This window comes from Paenibacillus sp. A14 (assembly GCF_036864815.1).
Lineage (GTDB): Bacteria > Bacillota > Bacilli > Paenibacillales > Paenibacillaceae > Fontibacillus > Fontibacillus sanfengchensis.
Map to the genome: position 1 here is coordinate 150648 of NZ_JBAGJD010000004.1, position 18605 is coordinate 169252.

The 18605-nt window shown below is 48.4% G+C and carries 19 protein-coding genes; 15 read left to right on the forward strand and 4 right to left on the reverse strand.

The genetic code is table 11. The features are described from left to right. Positions 1–88: 88 nt before the first annotated feature. Positions 89–1048 (reverse strand): metallophosphoesterase family protein, encoded by a 960-nt coding sequence (locus V4U88_RS11990; RefSeq protein ID WP_334073503.1) that lies wholly within the window; start codon positions 1046–1048, stop codon positions 89–91. Between the two features lie 240 nt (positions 1049–1288). Between V4U88_RS11990 and V4U88_RS11995 the strand changes: the two genes are divergently transcribed. Next, the gene (locus V4U88_RS11995; protein WP_334073504.1) at positions 1289–2065 is read left to right on the forward strand and encodes a DeoR/GlpR family DNA-binding transcription regulator; all 777 of its coding nucleotides are present in this window, start codon (positions 1289–1291) and stop codon (positions 2063–2065) included. A gap of 334 nt (positions 2066–2399) precedes the next feature. On the opposite strand, the gene ytaF is transcribed toward V4U88_RS11995, so the two are convergent. Further along, positions 2400–3011: a sporulation membrane protein YtaF gene (ytaF, locus tag V4U88_RS12000; RefSeq protein ID WP_334073505.1), complete on the reverse strand. Its 612-nt coding sequence runs from the start codon at positions 3009–3011 to the stop codon at positions 2400–2402. Positions 3012–3193: 182 nt separating this feature from the next. Here ytaF and tatA point away from each other — a divergent pair, with 182 nt between their 5' ends. The 3 genes from tatA (at position 3194) to V4U88_RS12015 (ending at position 4740) form a co-directional block, all read left to right on the forward strand. Further along, a complete protein-coding gene (gene tatA, locus V4U88_RS12005) occupies positions 3194–3397 on the forward strand; it encodes a twin-arginine translocase TatA/TatE family subunit (RefSeq protein WP_334073506.1) in 204 nt (67 codons plus the stop codon). Between the two features lie 229 nt (positions 3398–3626). After that, a complete protein-coding gene (locus V4U88_RS12010) occupies positions 3627–4346 on the forward strand; it encodes an ABC transporter substrate-binding protein (protein ID WP_334073507.1) in 720 nt (239 codons plus the stop codon). A gap of 100 nt (positions 4347–4446) precedes the next feature. Beyond that, positions 4447–4740: a hypothetical protein gene (locus tag V4U88_RS12015; protein WP_334073508.1), complete on the forward strand. Its 294-nt coding sequence runs from the start codon at positions 4447–4449 to the stop codon at positions 4738–4740. A gap of 70 nt (positions 4741–4810) precedes the next feature. Here the strand turns inward: V4U88_RS12015 and V4U88_RS12020 are convergent, their stop codons facing one another. Both V4U88_RS12020 and V4U88_RS12025 read right to left on the reverse strand, forming a co-directional pair. Further along, a complete protein-coding gene (locus V4U88_RS12020) occupies positions 4811–5785 on the reverse strand; it encodes an MraY family glycosyltransferase (protein WP_416367220.1) in 975 nt (324 codons plus the stop codon). A gap of 63 nt (positions 5786–5848) precedes the next feature. Then, entirely contained in the window at positions 5849–7285 is a 1437-nt protein-coding gene (locus V4U88_RS12025; RefSeq protein WP_334073509.1) for an MFS transporter, read from the reverse strand. A 189-nt stretch (positions 7286–7474) separates the two neighbouring features. Here V4U88_RS12025 and V4U88_RS12030 point away from each other — a divergent pair, with 189 nt between their 5' ends. The 11 genes from V4U88_RS12030 (at position 7475) to V4U88_RS12080 (ending at position 18602) form a co-directional block, all read left to right on the forward strand. Beyond that, complete coding sequence (locus V4U88_RS12030) at positions 7475–7858, forward strand: DivIVA domain-containing protein (RefSeq protein ID WP_334073510.1); 384 nt, start codon at positions 7475–7477, stop codon at positions 7856–7858. 240 nt (positions 7859–8098) lie between these two features. After that, positions 8099–8563 (forward strand): Dps family protein, encoded by a 465-nt coding sequence (locus tag V4U88_RS12035; RefSeq protein ID WP_334073511.1) that lies wholly within the window; start codon positions 8099–8101, stop codon positions 8561–8563. Between the two features lie 730 nt (positions 8564–9293). Beyond that, positions 9294–9887 carry a hypothetical protein gene (locus tag V4U88_RS12040; RefSeq protein ID WP_334073512.1) on the forward strand — a complete coding sequence of 198 codons (594 nt, stop codon included), beginning with the start codon at positions 9294–9296 and terminating at the stop codon, positions 9885–9887. Beyond that, the gene (locus V4U88_RS12045) at positions 9884–11293 is read left to right on the forward strand and encodes a phage baseplate assembly protein V (protein WP_334073513.1); all 1410 of its coding nucleotides are present in this window, start codon (positions 9884–9886) and stop codon (positions 11291–11293) included. The genes V4U88_RS12040 and V4U88_RS12045 overlap by 4 nt, the downstream gene beginning before the upstream one ends. Continuing rightward, positions 11290–11928: a hypothetical protein gene (locus V4U88_RS12050; RefSeq protein ID WP_334073514.1), complete on the forward strand. Its 639-nt coding sequence runs from the start codon at positions 11290–11292 to the stop codon at positions 11926–11928. Before V4U88_RS12045 ends, V4U88_RS12050 begins: the two co-directional genes overlap by 4 nt. After that, the gene (locus V4U88_RS12055) at positions 11928–12452 is read left to right on the forward strand and encodes an imm11 family protein (protein ID WP_334073515.1); all 525 of its coding nucleotides are present in this window, start codon (positions 11928–11930) and stop codon (positions 12450–12452) included. The genes V4U88_RS12050 and V4U88_RS12055 overlap by 1 nt, the downstream gene beginning before the upstream one ends. A 29-nt stretch (positions 12453–12481) precedes the next feature. Next, positions 12482–12877 carry a DUF4280 domain-containing protein gene (locus V4U88_RS12060; protein WP_334073516.1) on the forward strand — a complete coding sequence of 132 codons (396 nt, stop codon included), beginning with the start codon at positions 12482–12484 and terminating at the stop codon, positions 12875–12877. Between the two features lie 62 nt (positions 12878–12939). Then, complete coding sequence (locus tag V4U88_RS12065; protein ID WP_334073959.1) at positions 12940–15918, forward strand: deaminase domain-containing protein; 2979 nt, start codon at positions 12940–12942, stop codon at positions 15916–15918. Positions 15919–15934: 16 nt separating this feature from the next. Next, entirely contained in the window at positions 15935–16618 is a 684-nt protein-coding gene (locus V4U88_RS12070) for an Imm3 family immunity protein (protein WP_334073517.1), read from the forward strand. Between the two features lie 296 nt (positions 16619–16914). Further along, positions 16915–17523 (forward strand): hypothetical protein, encoded by a 609-nt coding sequence (locus V4U88_RS12075; protein WP_334073518.1) that lies wholly within the window; start codon positions 16915–16917, stop codon positions 17521–17523. 155 nt (positions 17524–17678) lie between these two features. Beyond that, positions 17679–18602, forward strand: a complete 924-nt coding sequence (locus V4U88_RS12080; RefSeq protein WP_334073519.1) for an ankyrin repeat domain-containing protein — start codon at positions 17679–17681, stop codon at positions 18600–18602. Positions 18603–18605: the final 3 nt, after the last annotated feature.

Genomic DNA, 18605 nt, shown 5'->3' on the forward strand with positions numbered 1-18605 from the left:
TTTATATTATATTTTCTATTATAAGTGAAGCGCCAATAAGAAGAAAATGTGCTCGAGGAAGAGGAACAGCCAGCAGGTTGCCCACATCCTATCGGTGAGGTGCTTCCGGCTGATGAACGGATTGTTCGCGGACAGCGCTGCCATCGTCAAGCCGCAGCCAAGTCTCAAAGCTATTGGTGCCCGCAGTCAATTTTATGACCCTCGCCCCGCGCGGAAAACCTTCCTTGCCATAGGTATGATAGCCGCTCGCCCGGCCATAACACAGTCGAATCCCGTGGAGAGTCCCCCAATAATCGTTGACATGGTCGTGTCCGCAAAAGGTCCCCATTACATCGCCCATTTCCACGAAAGCCGCGAAAAGCCCCGAATTGACCTGCGAACAGCAAACCGGTTCATGCTTATCACCATAGCACACCTGGGTTTCCCACACTTCCTTATACTCCGGGATCGGGATATGAAAAAAGGCCAGCGCCGGCGTTTTATCCGCCGCTTCGGGAGGGTTCAGCCGGGACGATTCCGCGGTCAGCCATTGAATCTGCTCCCGGGTGATCCAGCCGTAGCCGGGAATATGCGGGTGAGCGGAATAGCTCCCCGAATCCAAAAAATAGAGATTGGCCGCCGGCTGTCCTTTCGCATCCACTAACTCCATCACATAGTTTCCCACGCCGGGAAGGGTCTTCGGCCCGGGCACCGCCAAGGCGTGGGGATGCTCCATGACGACTCGCATCAGTTCCTCCCGGGTGATCCCTTGCTCGGTATCGTGATTGCCGAACACGAGGGCCCATGGAATTTGGCGTTCATCGACCGCGGCAACCGCCTCCCGCAGCGCCCCGGCCGGATCTTCGCACTCGGCTACTCCGTCCGGAACGGGACCGGTATATATGACGTCTCCCGTAAACACAACGAGATCCGGCCGCTCTTTGTCCAGGACGAGCTCCATAAGAGCCCGGCTCTGCCGATCTATTTCATTGCCGTTCTTCCAATGTAAATCCGTGAACTGTACGATGGTAAATGTGCCGTCTTCCCCAAAAGTCAAACGCTGATTCATCCGTTGATCCTCCCAATCATTTATACTTGTAATGATGTTGTATCTTGTTGTTTTTTGTTGTTTTAAGAGATTTTATCGCCGGACGGAAAACCTGTCAATGAATTTCTTAGCCGTGAATACCGCTCAACGCCGTTTGACAAGATCTGAAACGGAGAATAAACTGATTAAAAACAACAGAAAACCACAACATAACAATTTCAAGCGCGAAGTCATATAGGCAAAAGGAGCAGTGGGAGAGCGATGTCATTAACTTTTGAGGATAGAAGGACCACCATCCTCGGCCAATTGGACAAGGAGGGAAAGGTTCATGTACATATGCTGGCCAAACAGCTCAAAGTATCCACGGAAACCGTGCGCCGTGATTTGGAAAGGCTGGAGAAAGAGGGACATTTGAGGAAAGTGTACGGCGGAGCCGTTCAGATGCGCGCCGAGCAAACGGAACCCCCCTTCCTTAAGCGATCGCTGATGCAGCAGCGGGAAAAACGGGAAATCGGCGCACTTGCGGCCGCTTTGATCAAGGACGGGGAAACGGTTTTGCTTGATAATGGCACCACAACTCTCGAAATTATGCGGGCGATCAAAGATCGGGCTCAGGTGACCGTCATTACCAATTCGGTACCCATTTTGAACTGCGCCTTAAATGAGTTTCGGGGAAGGATCCTATTCGCCGGCGGGGAGATCGATCCTCGGGTTCAAGCGGCTACCGGCCCCGTTGTTCACCGGATTTTGGACGAATTCAAGGCCAATAAGGCATTTATTTCGGTGGGAGGCGTTTCGCTGACCGACGGCGTTACCGACTATGATCTTGAAGAAGCCGCGGTGTCCCGCAAAATGATGCAGCGGGCGGAGGAGTCCCTCATCGTGGCCGATCACACCAAATTTGGCGTGACGACATTTGCCAAGATTTGCCCGCTGGAGGAGATCTCCGTGCTGCTTACCGATGCCTCCTGTCCTCAGGTATGGGTGAAGGGGCTGCAGGAGCGTGGGGTGGAGGTCATGACGGGAGGAAAGGACTAGGTTGCTGGAGGAGTAGAGCCAACTTGGAGTGCCCATTAGCGCGAGCTTTCCCCAGCTAAATGGGCAAAAAAAGCCTCCCGGAAGGCAGGGAATAGCGGACTTTCGGTTACTTACTTTCGGTATTTTATTTGCGGGAGATGGCGGCCCAAATTCCGAATTGGGGGCCCGCTTAATTCCGGCCAGCTCCTATAATGATGTCTGCTGGGGCACTAGCCCCCTCTTAATGGCTTCTTTCACGGACGAGAAAGCCGCAATGGCCCGCCACCGCGGCTGCATCGCCCCAATAGGCCGCTCATGGCGGTGCGAATGAGGCTGGCGCCGGATCCGGGAACCTCTATAAAATTTGATGGATTCCTATAAAAATAAGCAGGAGCCCGGAGATGACGGTGGCCCGATTGCCGAGCTTCTCGGCGGCGTATTTCTCTCCGAATCCGGAGCAAACGGCCAGCAGGATGAAGCTGAAAAGCCCGACGGACAGCGAGGTGTAGAACACATTCAAGTGGGTGATGCCCGCGTTGAATCCCCCGGCCAGCGCATTCATGGCCAGCGCCACGCCGAGCAGCACGGATTCCCCGATGCTGAGCGATTTCGAGCTGTCCCGGTCCGCCTCTTCGGGATTGCGGAGCAGCCGGGTCAGAATCGGGGGCTCCTCGTCCTGGGGGACCGCTTTCTTTTCCACAAAAGGTTGAAGCAGGACCCAGACCCCGACGGTGACGATCACGATCGTTCCGACCCATTGGCCGATCCCGGGGTGAACCCACAGGGTCATCCAGTTTCCGAACAAGCCCGAAAGCAGGGTAGCGAGAAAGGAAATAACCGCGATGGCGAGATTGGAATACCAGGGAATATGAATTTTTCGGACACCGTAGGCGATTCCGACGCCCGCATTGTCCAGGTTGGAGGCCAATCCGATGGCGATGACAGCCCACAGACTGTACATGTTCATGGTGCTCGCTCCTTTGCATACATTGATGTCTCAGCATATGCCCGTCAGCGGCTTTTGGTTTCTTTCGGCGGACTTTCTATGAGGATTGGCAGATTTTAATCGGATTTTTGCAGAAATAGTTTTCCTTTATCCTGTATAAAGTAGTATAATTTTAAAAAAGACAGCCTAAAGAGGTGATAATTGTGCTTGAAAATTTGTTGCGGCCAACTCATTTGCTGTTGCTGGTTATCGCCGCGTTAATATTATTCGGTCCGAGCAAACTGCCGGAACTGGGCCGCAGCTTCGGAACGATGCTCAAGGAATTTAAAAAGGGCGCCCGCGGCGATTTTGAAGAGGAAAAGCCGAAGGAAATCGGGACCGCCGGGGAAACGAACAAAACATCATAACTTTTAAATATATGGGTACCTTAAGGTGCCTTTTTTCTTTGTCTTTTTTTATTCCGCCGTTATTCCTTAAGTTCCGTGAGAGTTTTGCCATAGAATTTTATTACTTTTATGGTAACATCATGTCTGAGCTGCTTGGATCATTAAAACATTCGCGGGTATCCAAGTAATAACAGACTGGAGGCACCGGTTCATATGTTCAAAAGAAATGGTATCGTTATCATTAGCGGAGATGGATTTTATCGAGAGAGAACAACCGGATGTGCTGTTGCTTGAAGCCGAGCAGTACGAGAAATATATCGGGAAAGGTTTGCTTATGGAACTCGATCCGCTTATTCAAAGGGATCACTATGACCTCCAAAGTGTTTATCCTACGATTACGGAGCTGCTCCAGGAGAAGGGACAAGGAAAAATGTACGGATTAAGTCCGAGGTTCTACGGAACGGCTGTTTTTTATAATCAGGCATTATTTGAACAGAACGGGATCGCCTTGCCCCGGGAGAAAATGACATGGGACGAACTTTTGGAATTGGCCGGACGCTTTCCTTTAAAAAACAATGACGGCAAACGTATTTACGGATTCGGCTTGAGAGATGGGGCTACGGTAGACGCTTTGGCGGATCGCATGGCTTCAACGGAAGGTTTAACCACGGTGAATCCAAACCAAAAGAAGGTCGTCATTGCATCGGACGCTTGGAAACAAATCATGCGGTTGGCGGTGGATGCTTGCGGCTCCGGTCACGTGTATTCGAAGAGTGCGGCAACGGGCAAGCCGGGACAAGCCGAGTCCGAAACCGACCCGTTCATCCAAGGGAACATGGCGATGACGGTGGACGACTTGTATTTGCTTAATGATCTGAAACGGGCGAAAAACCGAGATCCCAAGTCTAGCGCCTTTCCTCTGGGCGTCGTGGCCGGGCCGGTAGATCCAAGGACCAGATTCGTCGAATGATATTCGGCTCAAGGAGATCTTTGCCATCCGGAACGGTTCGCCGAATGCGGACGCGGCTTGGGAGTTCATTAAATATGTAAGCGGGGATGAGTACGCCAAAGTGAAAGGCAAGTCGATGGACGGCAATATTTTGGCGAGAATGGGGCATTACGAACAAGGGGAGATTGATCTGGACGCGTTCTATGCGCTTCGGCCCTTGGTGACCAGCTCCGTGACGGCTGACGATACTCCGGCCGAGTTTTACGCCGGATTTCAGGAGCTCATGCAGAAGGAGTTGCAGAGCGTGCTGGAGACAAAAATTTCCCTGGAGGAAGCCTTGCAAAAGCTTCAATCGGAAGGGCAGTTCATGTTGAATCAATCTTACAAAAAACAAACCGATCAGCCGAAGGATTGATTTGCCAACGGGCATCTCTGCGTGGTTCACAAAAAAAGCCGACCTCCACATTTGGAGATCGGCTTTTTTTCTATCCCTGCAGCAGCAGCAGGATAATCGAGGACAAACCCAGGCACGTGCTGATCAGATACAGAAACATCACGGCTTGTTTATGATTCAATCCGGCACGGAGCAAGCGGTAGTGCACCTGGCTCGCATCGGCCTGATAGATGGATTTTCCTTGCAGAAAGCGTTTGATGACGACGAACAGGTTGTCAAAAATCGGCACGCCCAAAGCCAGCACGGGGATGAAGAGCGAGAGTACGGTCGCTTGCTTGAAAGCCCCGTCCAGAGCGATAACGGCCAAGATGAAGCCCAGGAACGTAGCGCCCGCGTCGCCCATAAATACTCTGGCCGGCGGTTTATTGTACCGCAGATAGGCCAGGGTGACGCCGATCAGCGTCATCGACAGCATCGCCGAAGTAGTCTGCCCTTTGGCTAACGCGACCACGAACAGGGTGACGGCGGAAATCGCGGCCAATCCCCCGGCCAGACCGTCAAGCCCGTCCGAAAAATTGATGACCGTGGTGACTCCGAAAATCCACAGGATCGTCAGGATAAATTGCAGCCAGGTAGGCAGCAGGACGTATTCTCCATTGAAAGGATTCACGAATCCGCTGAATGCGATGCCGGAGGTAAACACCAGCACGGCCGCGGATACCTGAACGATCAGCTTGGGAAGCGCCGGAAAATCCTTGCCCTTCGTCTTGAACCAATCGTCGACCGTTCCAATGGCCAGCAGCAGGATACCGCCCAGAAAGAGGGCCCCGGTCTCCCAGGTGAATTCCCTGGTAAACAGAAGATAGGACGTAAAGAAACCGATGAAGATCGCGTAGCTGGCCGTCAGCGGAATCGGATTCCGGTGTATTTTGCGCTCGACATCCTCACGGGGTTTATCCACAAAGTCCAGGCGGAAGGCGAGTTTGCCGAGGGGTGGAATCAGAACATATACAATCAAAAACGAGAGCACCAATGTGTAGATATATAAAATTGAACTCACCACCAAACCGTTTTTTACAACGCTAAATCTTATTATAAAAAGAAACGTGATTTCTGTCGAATGTAAAAATTACGCGGGCATACTATCTTTTTTCGGTTTCGTTCGCCGGCGCTGCACGGATACCAGCAGGGCTAACAGACAGATGGCCATCGCTGTCCAGAACACGGTATGCAGCGCGCTCAAGGCTCCCTGCTCTCCCGGAGCATAGGGGCGTACCGCGCTGAGACGCGAAGAATACAAGGAGATGGACAAGGAGGTGCCGAGCACCATCCCGATATTTCGGACCAGTGCGTTTAGTCCCCCCGCGGTGCCGAGCCGATCCCGGGGGACGGAGCCCATCACGCTGGAGTTGTTCGGCGATTGGAACAACCCACCTCCCAGGCCGAACAGCCCGAGATGCAGGCCGACCATCCAGGCGGTTTCTTCCGCCGACAAGGTGTTCAGCAGCCCGAACGCCAGCGCGTTGATGATCAGGCCGGCCGTCGTCAGGGCAAAGGAACCGATCCGGTCGGACAGCCACCCGGAAACAGGGGCGACGACAGCCATGACGAGCGGATATACCATCATGGTATATCCGGTTTTGGCGGGGGTGAAGCCGAGTACATCCTGCATGTAAAAAGGCATCAGCACATTGGTAAAGAACAGGGCCACAAAAGACAGAAGCGCGGTCACATTGCCGATGGCAAAAGCGGGAATCTTGTACAGGCTAAAGTCGAGCATCGGATGGCGGGAGCGTTTTTCCCATAAATAAAATAACACCAGCACGAGCAGAGACAGCCCGCCCCCCAGGATAACGGCCGGAGACAGCCAGCCCCAGTCCTGTCCGCCCGAGATGACGAAGAGAAACGCCACCATCCCCAGCATAAAAAGAACAGATCCCGTATAGTCAAACGGCTGGGCGGCTTTACGATCCCGGTCCTTCGGCAAAATGAACCAGCCGGCGATAAAGCCGATCAGGCCGATCGGGACGTTGATCCAGAAGATCGAAGTCCAGCCCAGATGCTCGACGAGGATCCCGCCGATTCCCGGGCCGGTCAAGGAACCGAGCGAGACCATGGTGCCCGTGATGCCCATGGCCCGGCCCCGCCCTTTGCTGGAGAAGACTTCGGCGATAATCGCCTGGCTGTTGGACATAAGGCAGGCGGCTCCCAGCGCTTGCAGAATCCGGGAACCGATCAACAGCCCCAGGGTATCGGAGAGACCGCAGAGGGCGGAGCCGACGGCAAAGATCAAAAAGCCGATGTTATAAATCCGGCTGCGTCCGAACATGTCGGAGATTTTGCCCATCACGGGCAGGGTGGCGCAAATGGTCAGCAGATAAGCGGTAAGCACCCACTGAACGACATGAAGCTCGGCATGCAATGCGCCCGCAATCGTGGGCAGCGCCACATTGGCGATGCTGCCGTCCAACGTCGACATAAAGGTCCCGACCGAAACGTTGCCGAGGATCACCCAGGGATTGGTCCACCGGGAGGCTTGGCCCTTCGGGTTGGATAGTTGAGACAAGTTGATTGAACCCCATTTCGCTTATGTAATTGGAATATAGAATTACTGGAATATCCTTGCTTCCTGTATTATATCATGAGGTGGGGAGGATTACTCGGCGGGCATTCGTCGAAAAATGACAGCAAGTATGGTACATTATATAATGTGAATTTCGAAAATTATGCAAGCGAAGGTACGGAGGGATACCGAATGCAGGATGATTACGGACGCAAGCTGGAGGACCAGAAGGGCCTGTTTAAACAGCTTGGTATTAAGCTGAATGCGCTCGCCATTCATGAGAAGGATTTTGATGTGAAAATGCGCGGTTATGAAAAAGAGGAGGTTGACCGCTTTCTCGACGACGTTATCGTGGATTACGAACGCTTTTACGATATTATTACGGACTTACTGGATAAATATAAAGAAATCCAGCGCCGCCAAGCGTACTGGGAAGAGGAGAAAAAAACCATTGCCGCCCTGCGGAAGCAGCCGCAGATCGACACCGTCAACTCGGTGGACCGGCGGGTGGTCGAAGACGGAATTCGCCAGTTGGAACGAACCCTGGAACAGCTTAAATTGCATATTCGGGATTAGAGAAGGAGCCGCGGACCCGGAGGGGGCGGCTTCTTTTTTTGCATAACCGGGTTACGATGTGCACAGACTGTAGATTGAGCAGTTTTTCACGGGAAATTTATGTATAAAAAGCTTGCGGAAATTGGAGGACAGTGGTAAGATAAATACATGATTTAGATTTAGAATAAGTCTAAATTTAAGATATCTGAATTGAAGTTGTTTCTTTTACTTTATCACTATATTTGAATGGAGGAAATGATCATGTCCCAACAAAGTATGACGCAAAACGAACTGGCGCTGGAGAAACAATTGAACCTGCAAATCGCAAACTGGACTTTGCTGTACACAAAGCTGCACAATTTCCACTGGTTTGTGAAAGGGCCGAACTTCTTCACCCTTCATGCGAAATTTGAAGAACTGTATAATGAAGCAGCCGAATATATCGATGAACTGGCCGAACGCCTGTTGTCTATCGGCGGCAAACCCGTGGCCACCCTGCGCGAATCGCTGGAACTTGCCACCTTGTCCGAAGCCAAAGGAGGCGAAACACCGGAGGCTATGGTGTCTGCGATCGTGAGCGACTTTGCCGTAGTTTCGGACGAGCTGAAACAAGGCATGCAAGCGGCCGAGGAAGCCGGGGACGAAGCGACTGGGGACTTGCTGCTCGGAATCCTGTCGGCGCTGGAGAAACATTCCTGGATGCTGAACGCTTATCTGGGGAAATAAGTGGAGTAGACACAAGAGGTCGCCTTTAACGGGCGGCCTTTTTTTGTTGGGACAGAAGGCGAGAGTTCTCTTCACCCTCTTGTCCTACAGCTAATTCTTTGGTTCAAATTAAGGGGAATTCCTCCCGTTAATTTGGCGCCTATACGGCTACAGAGGCGAATTAGCTGGAAAACCTCCTGCTAATTCGCCTGAAATGGTGTATATCGGCAATTGGGCCGCAAAATAGATGGAGCTTTTCCAGCTAAATCCGATCCAAGGGCCAAGAGCGGGTACATTAACGGGAGGTTTTCCCGTTAGTGTGTAGACTCCGACGATGCCCTTGCGGGTATCCTCATTTTCAGGTCCTTATCTGGGCAAATTTGGCGATCGGATGGGTTACCGCAAGGCTATTGTGATATGCACTGCGATGTCCGGACTAACGGCCGCTGCCATCATGAACATAATACTGTAGGCCTGGAGGAGATTTTTGTGCTATCCAGACCCATGCCGTCCCGACCCTGACTAGGAGGAAGCTCCGAGGTCAGGTTTTTTTGTGGGAAATGGGGCGATTTGTATGGGGAGTGGGTTAATTTATCCGATTTTACATCCGAAATATAGGGATAGATGGTGTAATTTCACAATTGTAAATTCCGCAACCACCTGCCCTCGTATCCAAGGGGAACACCCGAAGTGGCGGCCTGTGGCTTGCGGATGATTACGGAGAATTAGTAGGAAGAGGAGGAGGCTTATTATGTCATTCATGGACGAAAAAATTGCACGAATGATGAATGAGGCGGAGCAATCCCTGCATCCCCGCTCCATTGTTTCAGGTCCCGTAAGAATCGGTCAACGGTATTTCGAATTTACAAGGCAGTCGTTCTTCGACAACAAGTTATTCATATACCTACCGCAAGAGTTCGGGGAAATGCCGCTAAAGTACAGCTCAATTAAATATCCTTATGAGCAGCGGCCGGAAATTATCCGAAGTGATGAAATGGGCAGTGTCGACTTTACATTCAAGAGAATCGACCACGAGCTCGAGGATGAGCTGGTAGAGGAACTGACTAACGGTATGAAGGCCATGATTCAGAGGGTTAATCCAACCCACATATTTTATGAGAGTGGTATTGAAGCGATCGGTGGGAAGACTGTAGGTTTCTTTGAGTTTAAAAGTACGGTTATCGAAGGATATTTGTTCAATATTATGTATTTCCTGGAGTTTGAAGGTCAGGTGCTTATGGGCACATTCTGCTGTGACTACAAGGTGTATCCAGACTGGAGGGATGTAGCGTATCAGGCCATTCGGACGATCACTGTCGCTAAGGAAGAGGAGGATGAAACATGAATCAGACGATCATTTCATCGGCAGATATTTCGGTTTCCCAGTATCCGTTCGATCGGATTACCGATCTTCGGATGGTCAAACAAGTGAATGATCATGCCAAGCTTTCGGTTACCGGGATCGTATCCGAGGAAGTGCTGGACAAGTATGTGGAACAAGTTGAGGCGGACGAGGTCCTCCAGGTTACGGTTAAGGATAAAGACAGAACGATTTATTTGTTCCAGGGCATCATTACGAATATGTCGGTTCAAGCGATCCGGGATGTGCGGAGTATTACGATTGAAGCTCATAGCTCCTCAGTTGGGATGGATATTCGCAAAGAGAGCCGATCTTTTCAAGATGAACACATGACTTACAATCAATTGTTCAGAAATATTCTCAAGGCGTATCCGGCATCGGACCTGATCGATGAAGCAACGGACGGCAAAGCGATCGGCAGCTTGCTCGTTCAGTACCAGGAAACGGATTGGGGGTTTATGAGGCGGTTGGCCTCTCATTTCCATGCACCGTTGATTCCCGTAAGCTCCACCGAAGGGACCAAGCTCTATATTGGTGTGCCCGACTTCGGCGATCCATTGGAGTTGCAAGAGTACAACTATGCGATTCAAAAAGACTTGCGAGATTACAAGGTCAAATCCGAGAACGGGATAGACGGTATCAACGAGCAAAGTAGTATCAGCTATTCCGTTGTGAGCCATAGATGGCTTGAACTCGGCACCAGCGTTCAATTTCACCGAAACAAGCTGTTTGTGAGCAAAGTGGAGACTAGGCTGGAACACGATGTGTTGACGCATACCTATGAACTCAAAAGCGAAACCGGATTGCGCTATCCCACGGAATACAATTCCGCCCTGGCCGGGACTTCACTGTTTGGGAAGATCACGGATGTAGCCAAGGACAAAGTAAAACTAGCCCTCCATATGGACCATGGCCAGACGGAAGGAGCGATGTGGTTCCCCTATTCAACGGTATACTCTTCGCCGGACGGAAGCGGATGGTACTGTATGCCCGAGGTCGGCGACGAAGTGCGGCTTTACTTTCCGGATAAGGAGGAGAAGAACGCGTTTGCCGCGAGTTCTGTGGATGTGGAGTCCTCCGACCCGCAAAAAAGAAGCGATCCGGCGGTCAAAAGTATTTCCACCAAATACGGGAAGCAAATTGTGTTCAAGCCGGGAGCCGTAGAGATTATCGGAAGCGGTCAATTGTTGATGCGTTTGACGGATGATGGGGGCATTGAGATTAATAGTGACAAAAAAATATCCCTGAATGCCCAGGAGGATATCGAAATTATTGGCGGAGCCAAAATCGTTCTCCAAGGTGAGGCGGGTATTGAACTCAACCAGGCCAATGCTTCCATGAAAATTGAGGACCAGGTCACCATGAGCGGAGGCCGGGTGAACATCGAATGAAACCGTATATGGATCGCGAGGCGGCTATCGACGACTTTTTGGAAAAACACGTGATTGGTCGTTGGGAAGAGGACATTCCTCTGATCAGCCAGGTCTACGAACAAAAACGGACCGATATTGAGGCCGGTTTACTAAAAGTGGCGGACGAAGTGTGCAGAAAAGCGGCCTTGCTGCAGGGACAACAGCTTAAAGGGGATATTCAATATCTGTACTTTACTTTTTTAAGAACGAGTTTACTGGAACGAAAGGCTTGCTACCGGATCGATGTCTATGACCATCGCTGGTATCTGGACCGGGTAGAGTGCTCGGCACGGTGGGAGGCGGATTTTATATTTGATCCGTTATTTCGGCGTATGACCGAATTGGAATCCGTCCGGCGCGAGTATGCCCGCAAAATTTCTGTCATGGACGTGGACCGAATTCTGCAGATTGTCGCGGTGTACTACCATTCCTTTGCGGTGGAATTCATACGTACCATGGTTGCGGATCTTTTACAGAGCGATGGCTTTGGTGTCATGCGGAAAAGGCCTGATTTTCTTGTGTTGGCAGGGGAATATCAGGATCAAAGTGAGGTTTTGTTTGGCCCACTAGAGCCGGATCACGATTCGGACCGGAGTGAAGCGGGGGGAATGTGATGGAGTATTTTACGCTGCAGCAGGACGAACGTTATACCAGCTTTCCTATCCTAAAGGAATTGCATAAGAAAATCGATTTTCGGCATATCAACCGGATTCAGCCGCATCACCTCCCGGATACAACCTTGTTTCATGTGCAGGCAGAAGCGGATGCGGAATATTTGGACGTTCTGAGTTCTCAGCTCTTTCTGGTGTCCGAACGACTTAAGCCCTTGATTGAAATGTATGAACCGGATTGTTTGTTCAAGCTGATTCCTTTGATCGATATGATTCACAACAAGCAAGCTATCTACTATTTGCCGATTTTTCAAGAGGTTGAAGCATTAAGCCCGCAGAGTGAACTAACAGTAGATCGGAGTGTCATTAAGAAGTTGGTTTTACAGGAAGACAAGCTGCAGGGGAAACGCATTTTTAGGGTGGCCGAAAGCGTAAAGCCGTTAATTGTCGTACGTTTGGAAGTAGCCGAGAGCATTTTGCGCCGGGATCCGGTGGGGATTTCTCTGAAACGAGTCGACATGGAGTAAGCCTAAGCTAACTTGAGGGAGGGGTTGTTGTGGACAAATATTACTATGTGGTCCGGGGGGCCGAAGTCTATTGTGATTGCGGGTCCCATATGAGGAAGCTGAATCTGCCGGTCAGCCACGGGAGTTTTGTGGGCGATAAACCGATGATGAATGAAAAGGACTGCAAGGTAGAGGAGAACATTTCGAGTTTTGGCATTTGCTATAGCGAGAAGAACCAAAGCGGCGAGACCATCTATTTGATTTCTATGGACAATCAGCAAATTCAGGGCAAGCCTTGTTGTCCGCAACTGCTGGGGGACACCTGGACGAAGACCAAATCCAAAGTGAAAGTGGACGGAGAGAGCGCATTGACAACGGATTCCGAGATGTATTGCAAATTGGGAGGAATCATAAAGTTTGCCAGCAATGGGCAGCAGAGCGAATAAAAAAAAGCATAGGCGGAGGTAATGGACAGCATGACAGTTATGCGAATGGAGGCTTGACGAATGTGGTCGGTTACGAACAAGTAAGCATCGTGTCGCCTTATCCGATAAAAATCCTTGAAGATATCTCGCTCGAATGGAAGCCCAATGAGCATGGGAAGCTGACGGTTCGAGGGTTCGTGGACGAAACGGCTCAAATAAGCGCAGCCCTTAAGGCATCCATGGAAGAGACGATTCAGGTGATCGTCAGCGATAAGGCGGGGGAATACAAGATTTTTCATGGGGTGATTTCCAAGGCGCAAACGGTGCATCGCAACGGAACATTTCTGCTTGAACTTGAGGCGATGTCGGCGACAGTCTTTATGGATCTCGGCAAAAAGCGCCGCTCTTTTCAAAATAAAGAGATGACCTATCAGGCGCTGATCCAAACGGTGATGGCGGACTATCCCGGACATGATGTGATTCAGGTTGAGGGGAGCGAAAAGCGGATCGGGGAACCGATCGTCCAGTATGACGAAACGGATTGGGAGTTTCTCAAGCGGATTGCGAGTCATTTTCAAAGCGTTATTCTAAGTGATATATTGGAAGCAAAGCCAAGAATATATGTGGGTATGCCCAAACGGAATCCTGTAACGATTCCCTCCGAGATTCCCTATCGGGCGAGTAAGGATCTGTTGGACTATACCCGGGCGAGCGGAAGCGGTGCGGGGCTTCATCATACGGATTATTTTCGCTACGACATTGAAAGCGACCAGCGCTTGAACTTGGGAGATGCGGCTGAATTCCGAGGTAAATCGTTAGTGGTTAGCGAAGTCAAGGCTTCGATCACCAAAGGGATTTTTCGGTATACTTATCGCTTGGCGCGAAGGGAAGGCCTACGCCAAACCATCATACATAATCAGCAAATGACAGGCGTTTCTATTCAGGGAAAAGTGTTGGAGGTCCAAGGCGAGCAGGTGAAGCTGCATCTGGAGATCGACGGGAAGCAGCCGCAAGGGTTGGCGTATTGGTTCCCCTTTGCTCCGCCTACGGGAAACGCGATGTACAGCATGCCCGTGGTGGGGACGGAGGCCAGTCTTTATTTCCCGGATGATCAGGGAGGCAACGCGCGGGTCATCGGTTGTGTGCGGACCAACGGAGAGGCCTGTGGCAAAACCGGCAATCCGAATAACCGCTATTTCGGTACCGAGCATGGAAGCGAGCTGGAGATCACGCCAACGGCGATCAACGTGATGAGCGGGTCGAAGGAGCCGCTGAAGATCAGTTTTGACGACGCCACGGGCGTCATTTTGACGAGCCACCGGAAGCTGACTTTTCAGGCGGCGGAGGATATTTCGCTGTACACGCCGAAACGGATCGTGATCCGGACGACGAACTTGATCCTGGCGAAAAAGTTAAGCAAGCAGAGCGGATTTACGATCGAAAACGAGTATCAAATTTTGGGGGATCAGGTTCTGCAGTACGGAAGCGACCGGACCACCTATCCGAAATTTGATGACGAGCCGGCAACCTGGACACCGCCGAAAGAAGAGAAGAAGAAATTCAGTTGGGGAAAATTGTTCGGGAATGTCATGGCAGGGTTGGCGGTCGTGGCCTTGGTGACGGTGGCAGCGGCATTTACGGTAGCGACCATGGGCGCGGGGGCAGTCGTGGTCGGGGCGGTGGTTGCGGGAGCTGCGATGGCGGGGACGGCAGCCGTGGCGACGATGGCCATCTCGGATATTGCCCGGGGAGAAGTCTCGGACACGGGCGATTACATGTGGGCCGCCTTTAGGGACTCCTCGATCGGAGCTGTGACCGGAGCGGTATTCGGTCCGTTTGGTGGAGCGGCGGGATTTGTCGGGAAGACGGCGTTTAATGCGGCGGAGAGCGCGGCAGAGAGCGTCATGAGCCAATTGATGGAAGGCAGCTTCAGCCTCAAAACGCTGCTGATCGATACGGGCATCGGGACACTGACAGCCGGAGCACTGGACTCAAAAATCGCGAAAAACATCGGAGGAGCCCTGGGACAAGGAACAAACAAGGCCTTGAGCAAAGTCATGGGCAACAATCTGGACAAGGCCAGCCGATGGGTGCAGGGCGGTTTGGATGCGGTCGGAAGCAAGCTTGGGAAAGCCATGGATCAAGTAGTGGATGCGGGAAGGAGAACAGGCGCGAAAACCGGGCTGGACCAAGTGGCGCCATGGATCGCCAACGGTGTCGAGGCAGCGCGGCGCAAAGCAAGCCAATCGCTGGAGCAATTGGCAGAGACGGGCAGCGCGTTGGCGCAGAGCATGTTCAGTCGGAATAGAGCGGTACCTGCAGGCGGCCCGGACATTGAAGTTGAAGTACCGACTCGAAGAAATAATGAGCTGGATCCCCCGGATCGGAAGGATCCACCACCGCCTAAGCGACATCCCGAACCCGAACCCGACAAAAAGCCTGATCAACATCATGAACCAGAGCCTAAAAAGGATAATGATCAGGGGAACGGTGATGATCATGGTTCAACAGCACATGAGCATAGGTATGCACGTGATCCTGTAACTGGTGAATTAATAGACTTCGAATGGGTAACAACAAGGGCAGCTGATCCTATTAGAGATAAGGAATTACTAGAAAGTGCCGCTAAATATAAGGGGAGGTTGTCAAATACAGTATTAAAGAGCGGGAAAGGTAACTTTTGTTATACTCGAGTTGAACTGGAAGTTGAATTACCGAAAAATGAATACTTTGCTCATAGCCAAGTCACAAAACATTCAGGTAATCCCAATATAAAAGATATATCTGAATATCCTGATAACCCAATATTTAAAGCAACAGAAGCTCCGAATTCACGAGGAAGGGAAACATTAAGAGATGATGACACAGAGTTCAAAATATTAAACAATATTGCTAAAGATTTAGGAGATAAACCTGAAATTAAAGGAAAAATCACCTTATTTACCGAAAAAGATACATGCGGCAGTTGTAATTATATAATAAGTCAATTTAAAGAGAAGTATCCAAATATAGAAATTGAAGTTGTTCACAACCGAAAAATTGAAATTACACCTATTAGATAATAAAGGAGCTTTTAATATGAGCAGTATATACGAAGAATTATTTGAGTCCTTTAATGAGACGTATCAAGGTTATAAACAAAAAGGGATGAACAACTCTGAATCTTTAGAACGAACTATGGATGATTTTGAATTGCTGATGAACAGAGGTGACCTTGAGAAAGCTATCATTTTGATTTCTTACGGTGAGTTTGCATTGAGACAACCATATCTATTTTATAAGTCAAAGGATTATTTGGTAGAAAAATTTAATGAAATTGCATTTGAATTAATAGAACAAGAGCTAACAAACGAGCAGTATCATGATTTGATTACCAGAAAAAATTATGTTCTAAATGAAATTGAAATAAAACCTTTGAATTTTTACCCAAGAACTTTTTGGTACTATGAAGAAATGAAGGATGAAGTAAATAGATACTTTGATGAAATTTTTGTTCCTACGAAATCTGTTAAGGAGCTAGCAGAAGACGTATTGGTGCGTTTTGAACGAGATTGTAAACATACTATAGGTGAAAAGATTGTAGTTTATACTACATTAGCCCAACGATTATTGGAAAATCATTTAAGGGATACTGATAGCTTAATTATCATTAAGAACACCTTGAAAAACTTTAACGTTAATGAAGTAGGTAATCAACTATCAGATGAAGAGAAACAAAAGCTTCAATTACAAATAGAGCGGGTATTAGAGGGTTTGGAATAATAACTTAAGTTAAGTCTATAGTATATGGGCTTTTTATGTAAACTAGTGCCTTTTCAGACAACCTTGTTCTTATTCTGCTCACGTAAAAATGGCCTTACGTTTGTTTTGTTTCACCAGCGTAAATACGCCTGATACGCTAATCCGAGATTTTGGTGTTTTGGCAAAGTCACTGCCTTCTAGGACAAACTTCTGAAGCGGTCCAAAATGGCATTCGATTCGGTTCATCCAGAAAGCATAGGTCGGGGTAAACATCGGAGGCCCACTTTCTCACTTTCTTATGATGATGTGGAGGAAACATGAAATGGAGAAAAATCATGGAGCATAAATCCTTTCTCTTCGATACAAAAGGTTTTGAACTAGAACTTTGCGAAATCGTAATTGCTTCTGGTGAAAAAGACGAACCTAGGTTATTAATACAATATAATATGAATAATATCGGGAAAATTCGATCCCCGTACACTGGGGAATTTCTAGATGATGTTTGGGAAGATGAACTGGAACAGGGAAATGTCCAAGAGCTCGCAGATTTAGCTTTGACTAAGTTTTATTCTCCAGAAGAAGAACTTGGACTTTCTTATTCATGGGATTCTTTGTTGGAAGCACTGAAACAATTCCCAACACCATTTCATCCAGAGTATTGTGTTCTTGGTTATCCAGTAGAATCAGAAAAATTCAGACTTGATCCAGGGGGAATGGGCACTGGAATTGTTCGGACAGAAGATGTTCCGATTATTTTTAGAAACCTTATTGAGTTGAGGAACCAATTTATAAATAGTGAATTTTCAGAAATGGACGATTCTTTATATGAATATACTTTTCCGGAGTTAATTGAGGCATATGATGAATTGACTCAACTTTACAAGGAGGCCAATGATAACAAAAAGGGACTATTAATGACTTTTTAATGGAACGTATTAAGAATACATTTATCATGATAAAAGATGGTAAACAGGCTCATTTCACCTATGTGAGTAGGAAGGAATGAGCCTTTTTGTACGAAAGTATTTAAAAGCGCTTGATTTTAATTGTTTACATATTAAGAATGAACGGAGAGTTATAAATGACGGAATATTACAGAGATTTTACCTTTTATTCTCTTCACCATTTTGAAAATGCCCAAAATATAGGATGGATTTATGGAACAAAGAATTATGATAAGGGGAATGTAACAAACGAATTTGTTGACAAATTATGGATGTATGTGAAGAATCCTTTTAATGAAACTAGGGAAAACAGGAGTTGTTTTATATGTTGTGCTGACAGTACAATTCCCGAAAAATCTAGTTTAACTGACTTTGCTACATTAGGATCATCAGAAATTCGAGTTATAAGTGAAGATGGAAAAGAGAAATATGCTGCTCCAAGTATGGTACTTCATTATGTAATTGAACATAACTATTGTCCTCCATCTGATTTCATAAGGGCAGTAATAGATGGACCAAAGCCAGGTTCGTACGAGTATCAAGCATACGAAAAAAGATACAATATGGAATGTTTATGGGGGGAACCAGATGAAACGGTAGTTATTTCAGAAAAACTAAGACACGGTGTTATAAGTAATGATAGAAAATTAATACATGACAATCCTGATTTTCGTAACATAATTACACGAGATGGCTCGTTATTAAATGTTGCTATAAAAACAAGAAATTTTGAGTTGGCAGAAGATTTAGTTTTATTAGGTGTTGATTTAGATAAGTTCAGTGGAATTGAATTGAACAATGCAGTATTTGAATCGGGAAATCAATTAGTTAAATTGTTGTTATCAAAAAATATTATGATTGATGTGAGCAGTCCAAAACGAAATCCCCTTTTTACTGCTATTCGTAAAGGGAATTATGAAGCTTCTTATCTATTGTTGGAAAATGGAATAGACGTAAATGTGAAATATACAAATGAATTTATGAAAAATATGGATGCATTAACTCTGGCGAAAAACTGTAAGCAAGAAGATATTGCTCGATTGATTGCCGGATATATATAAATC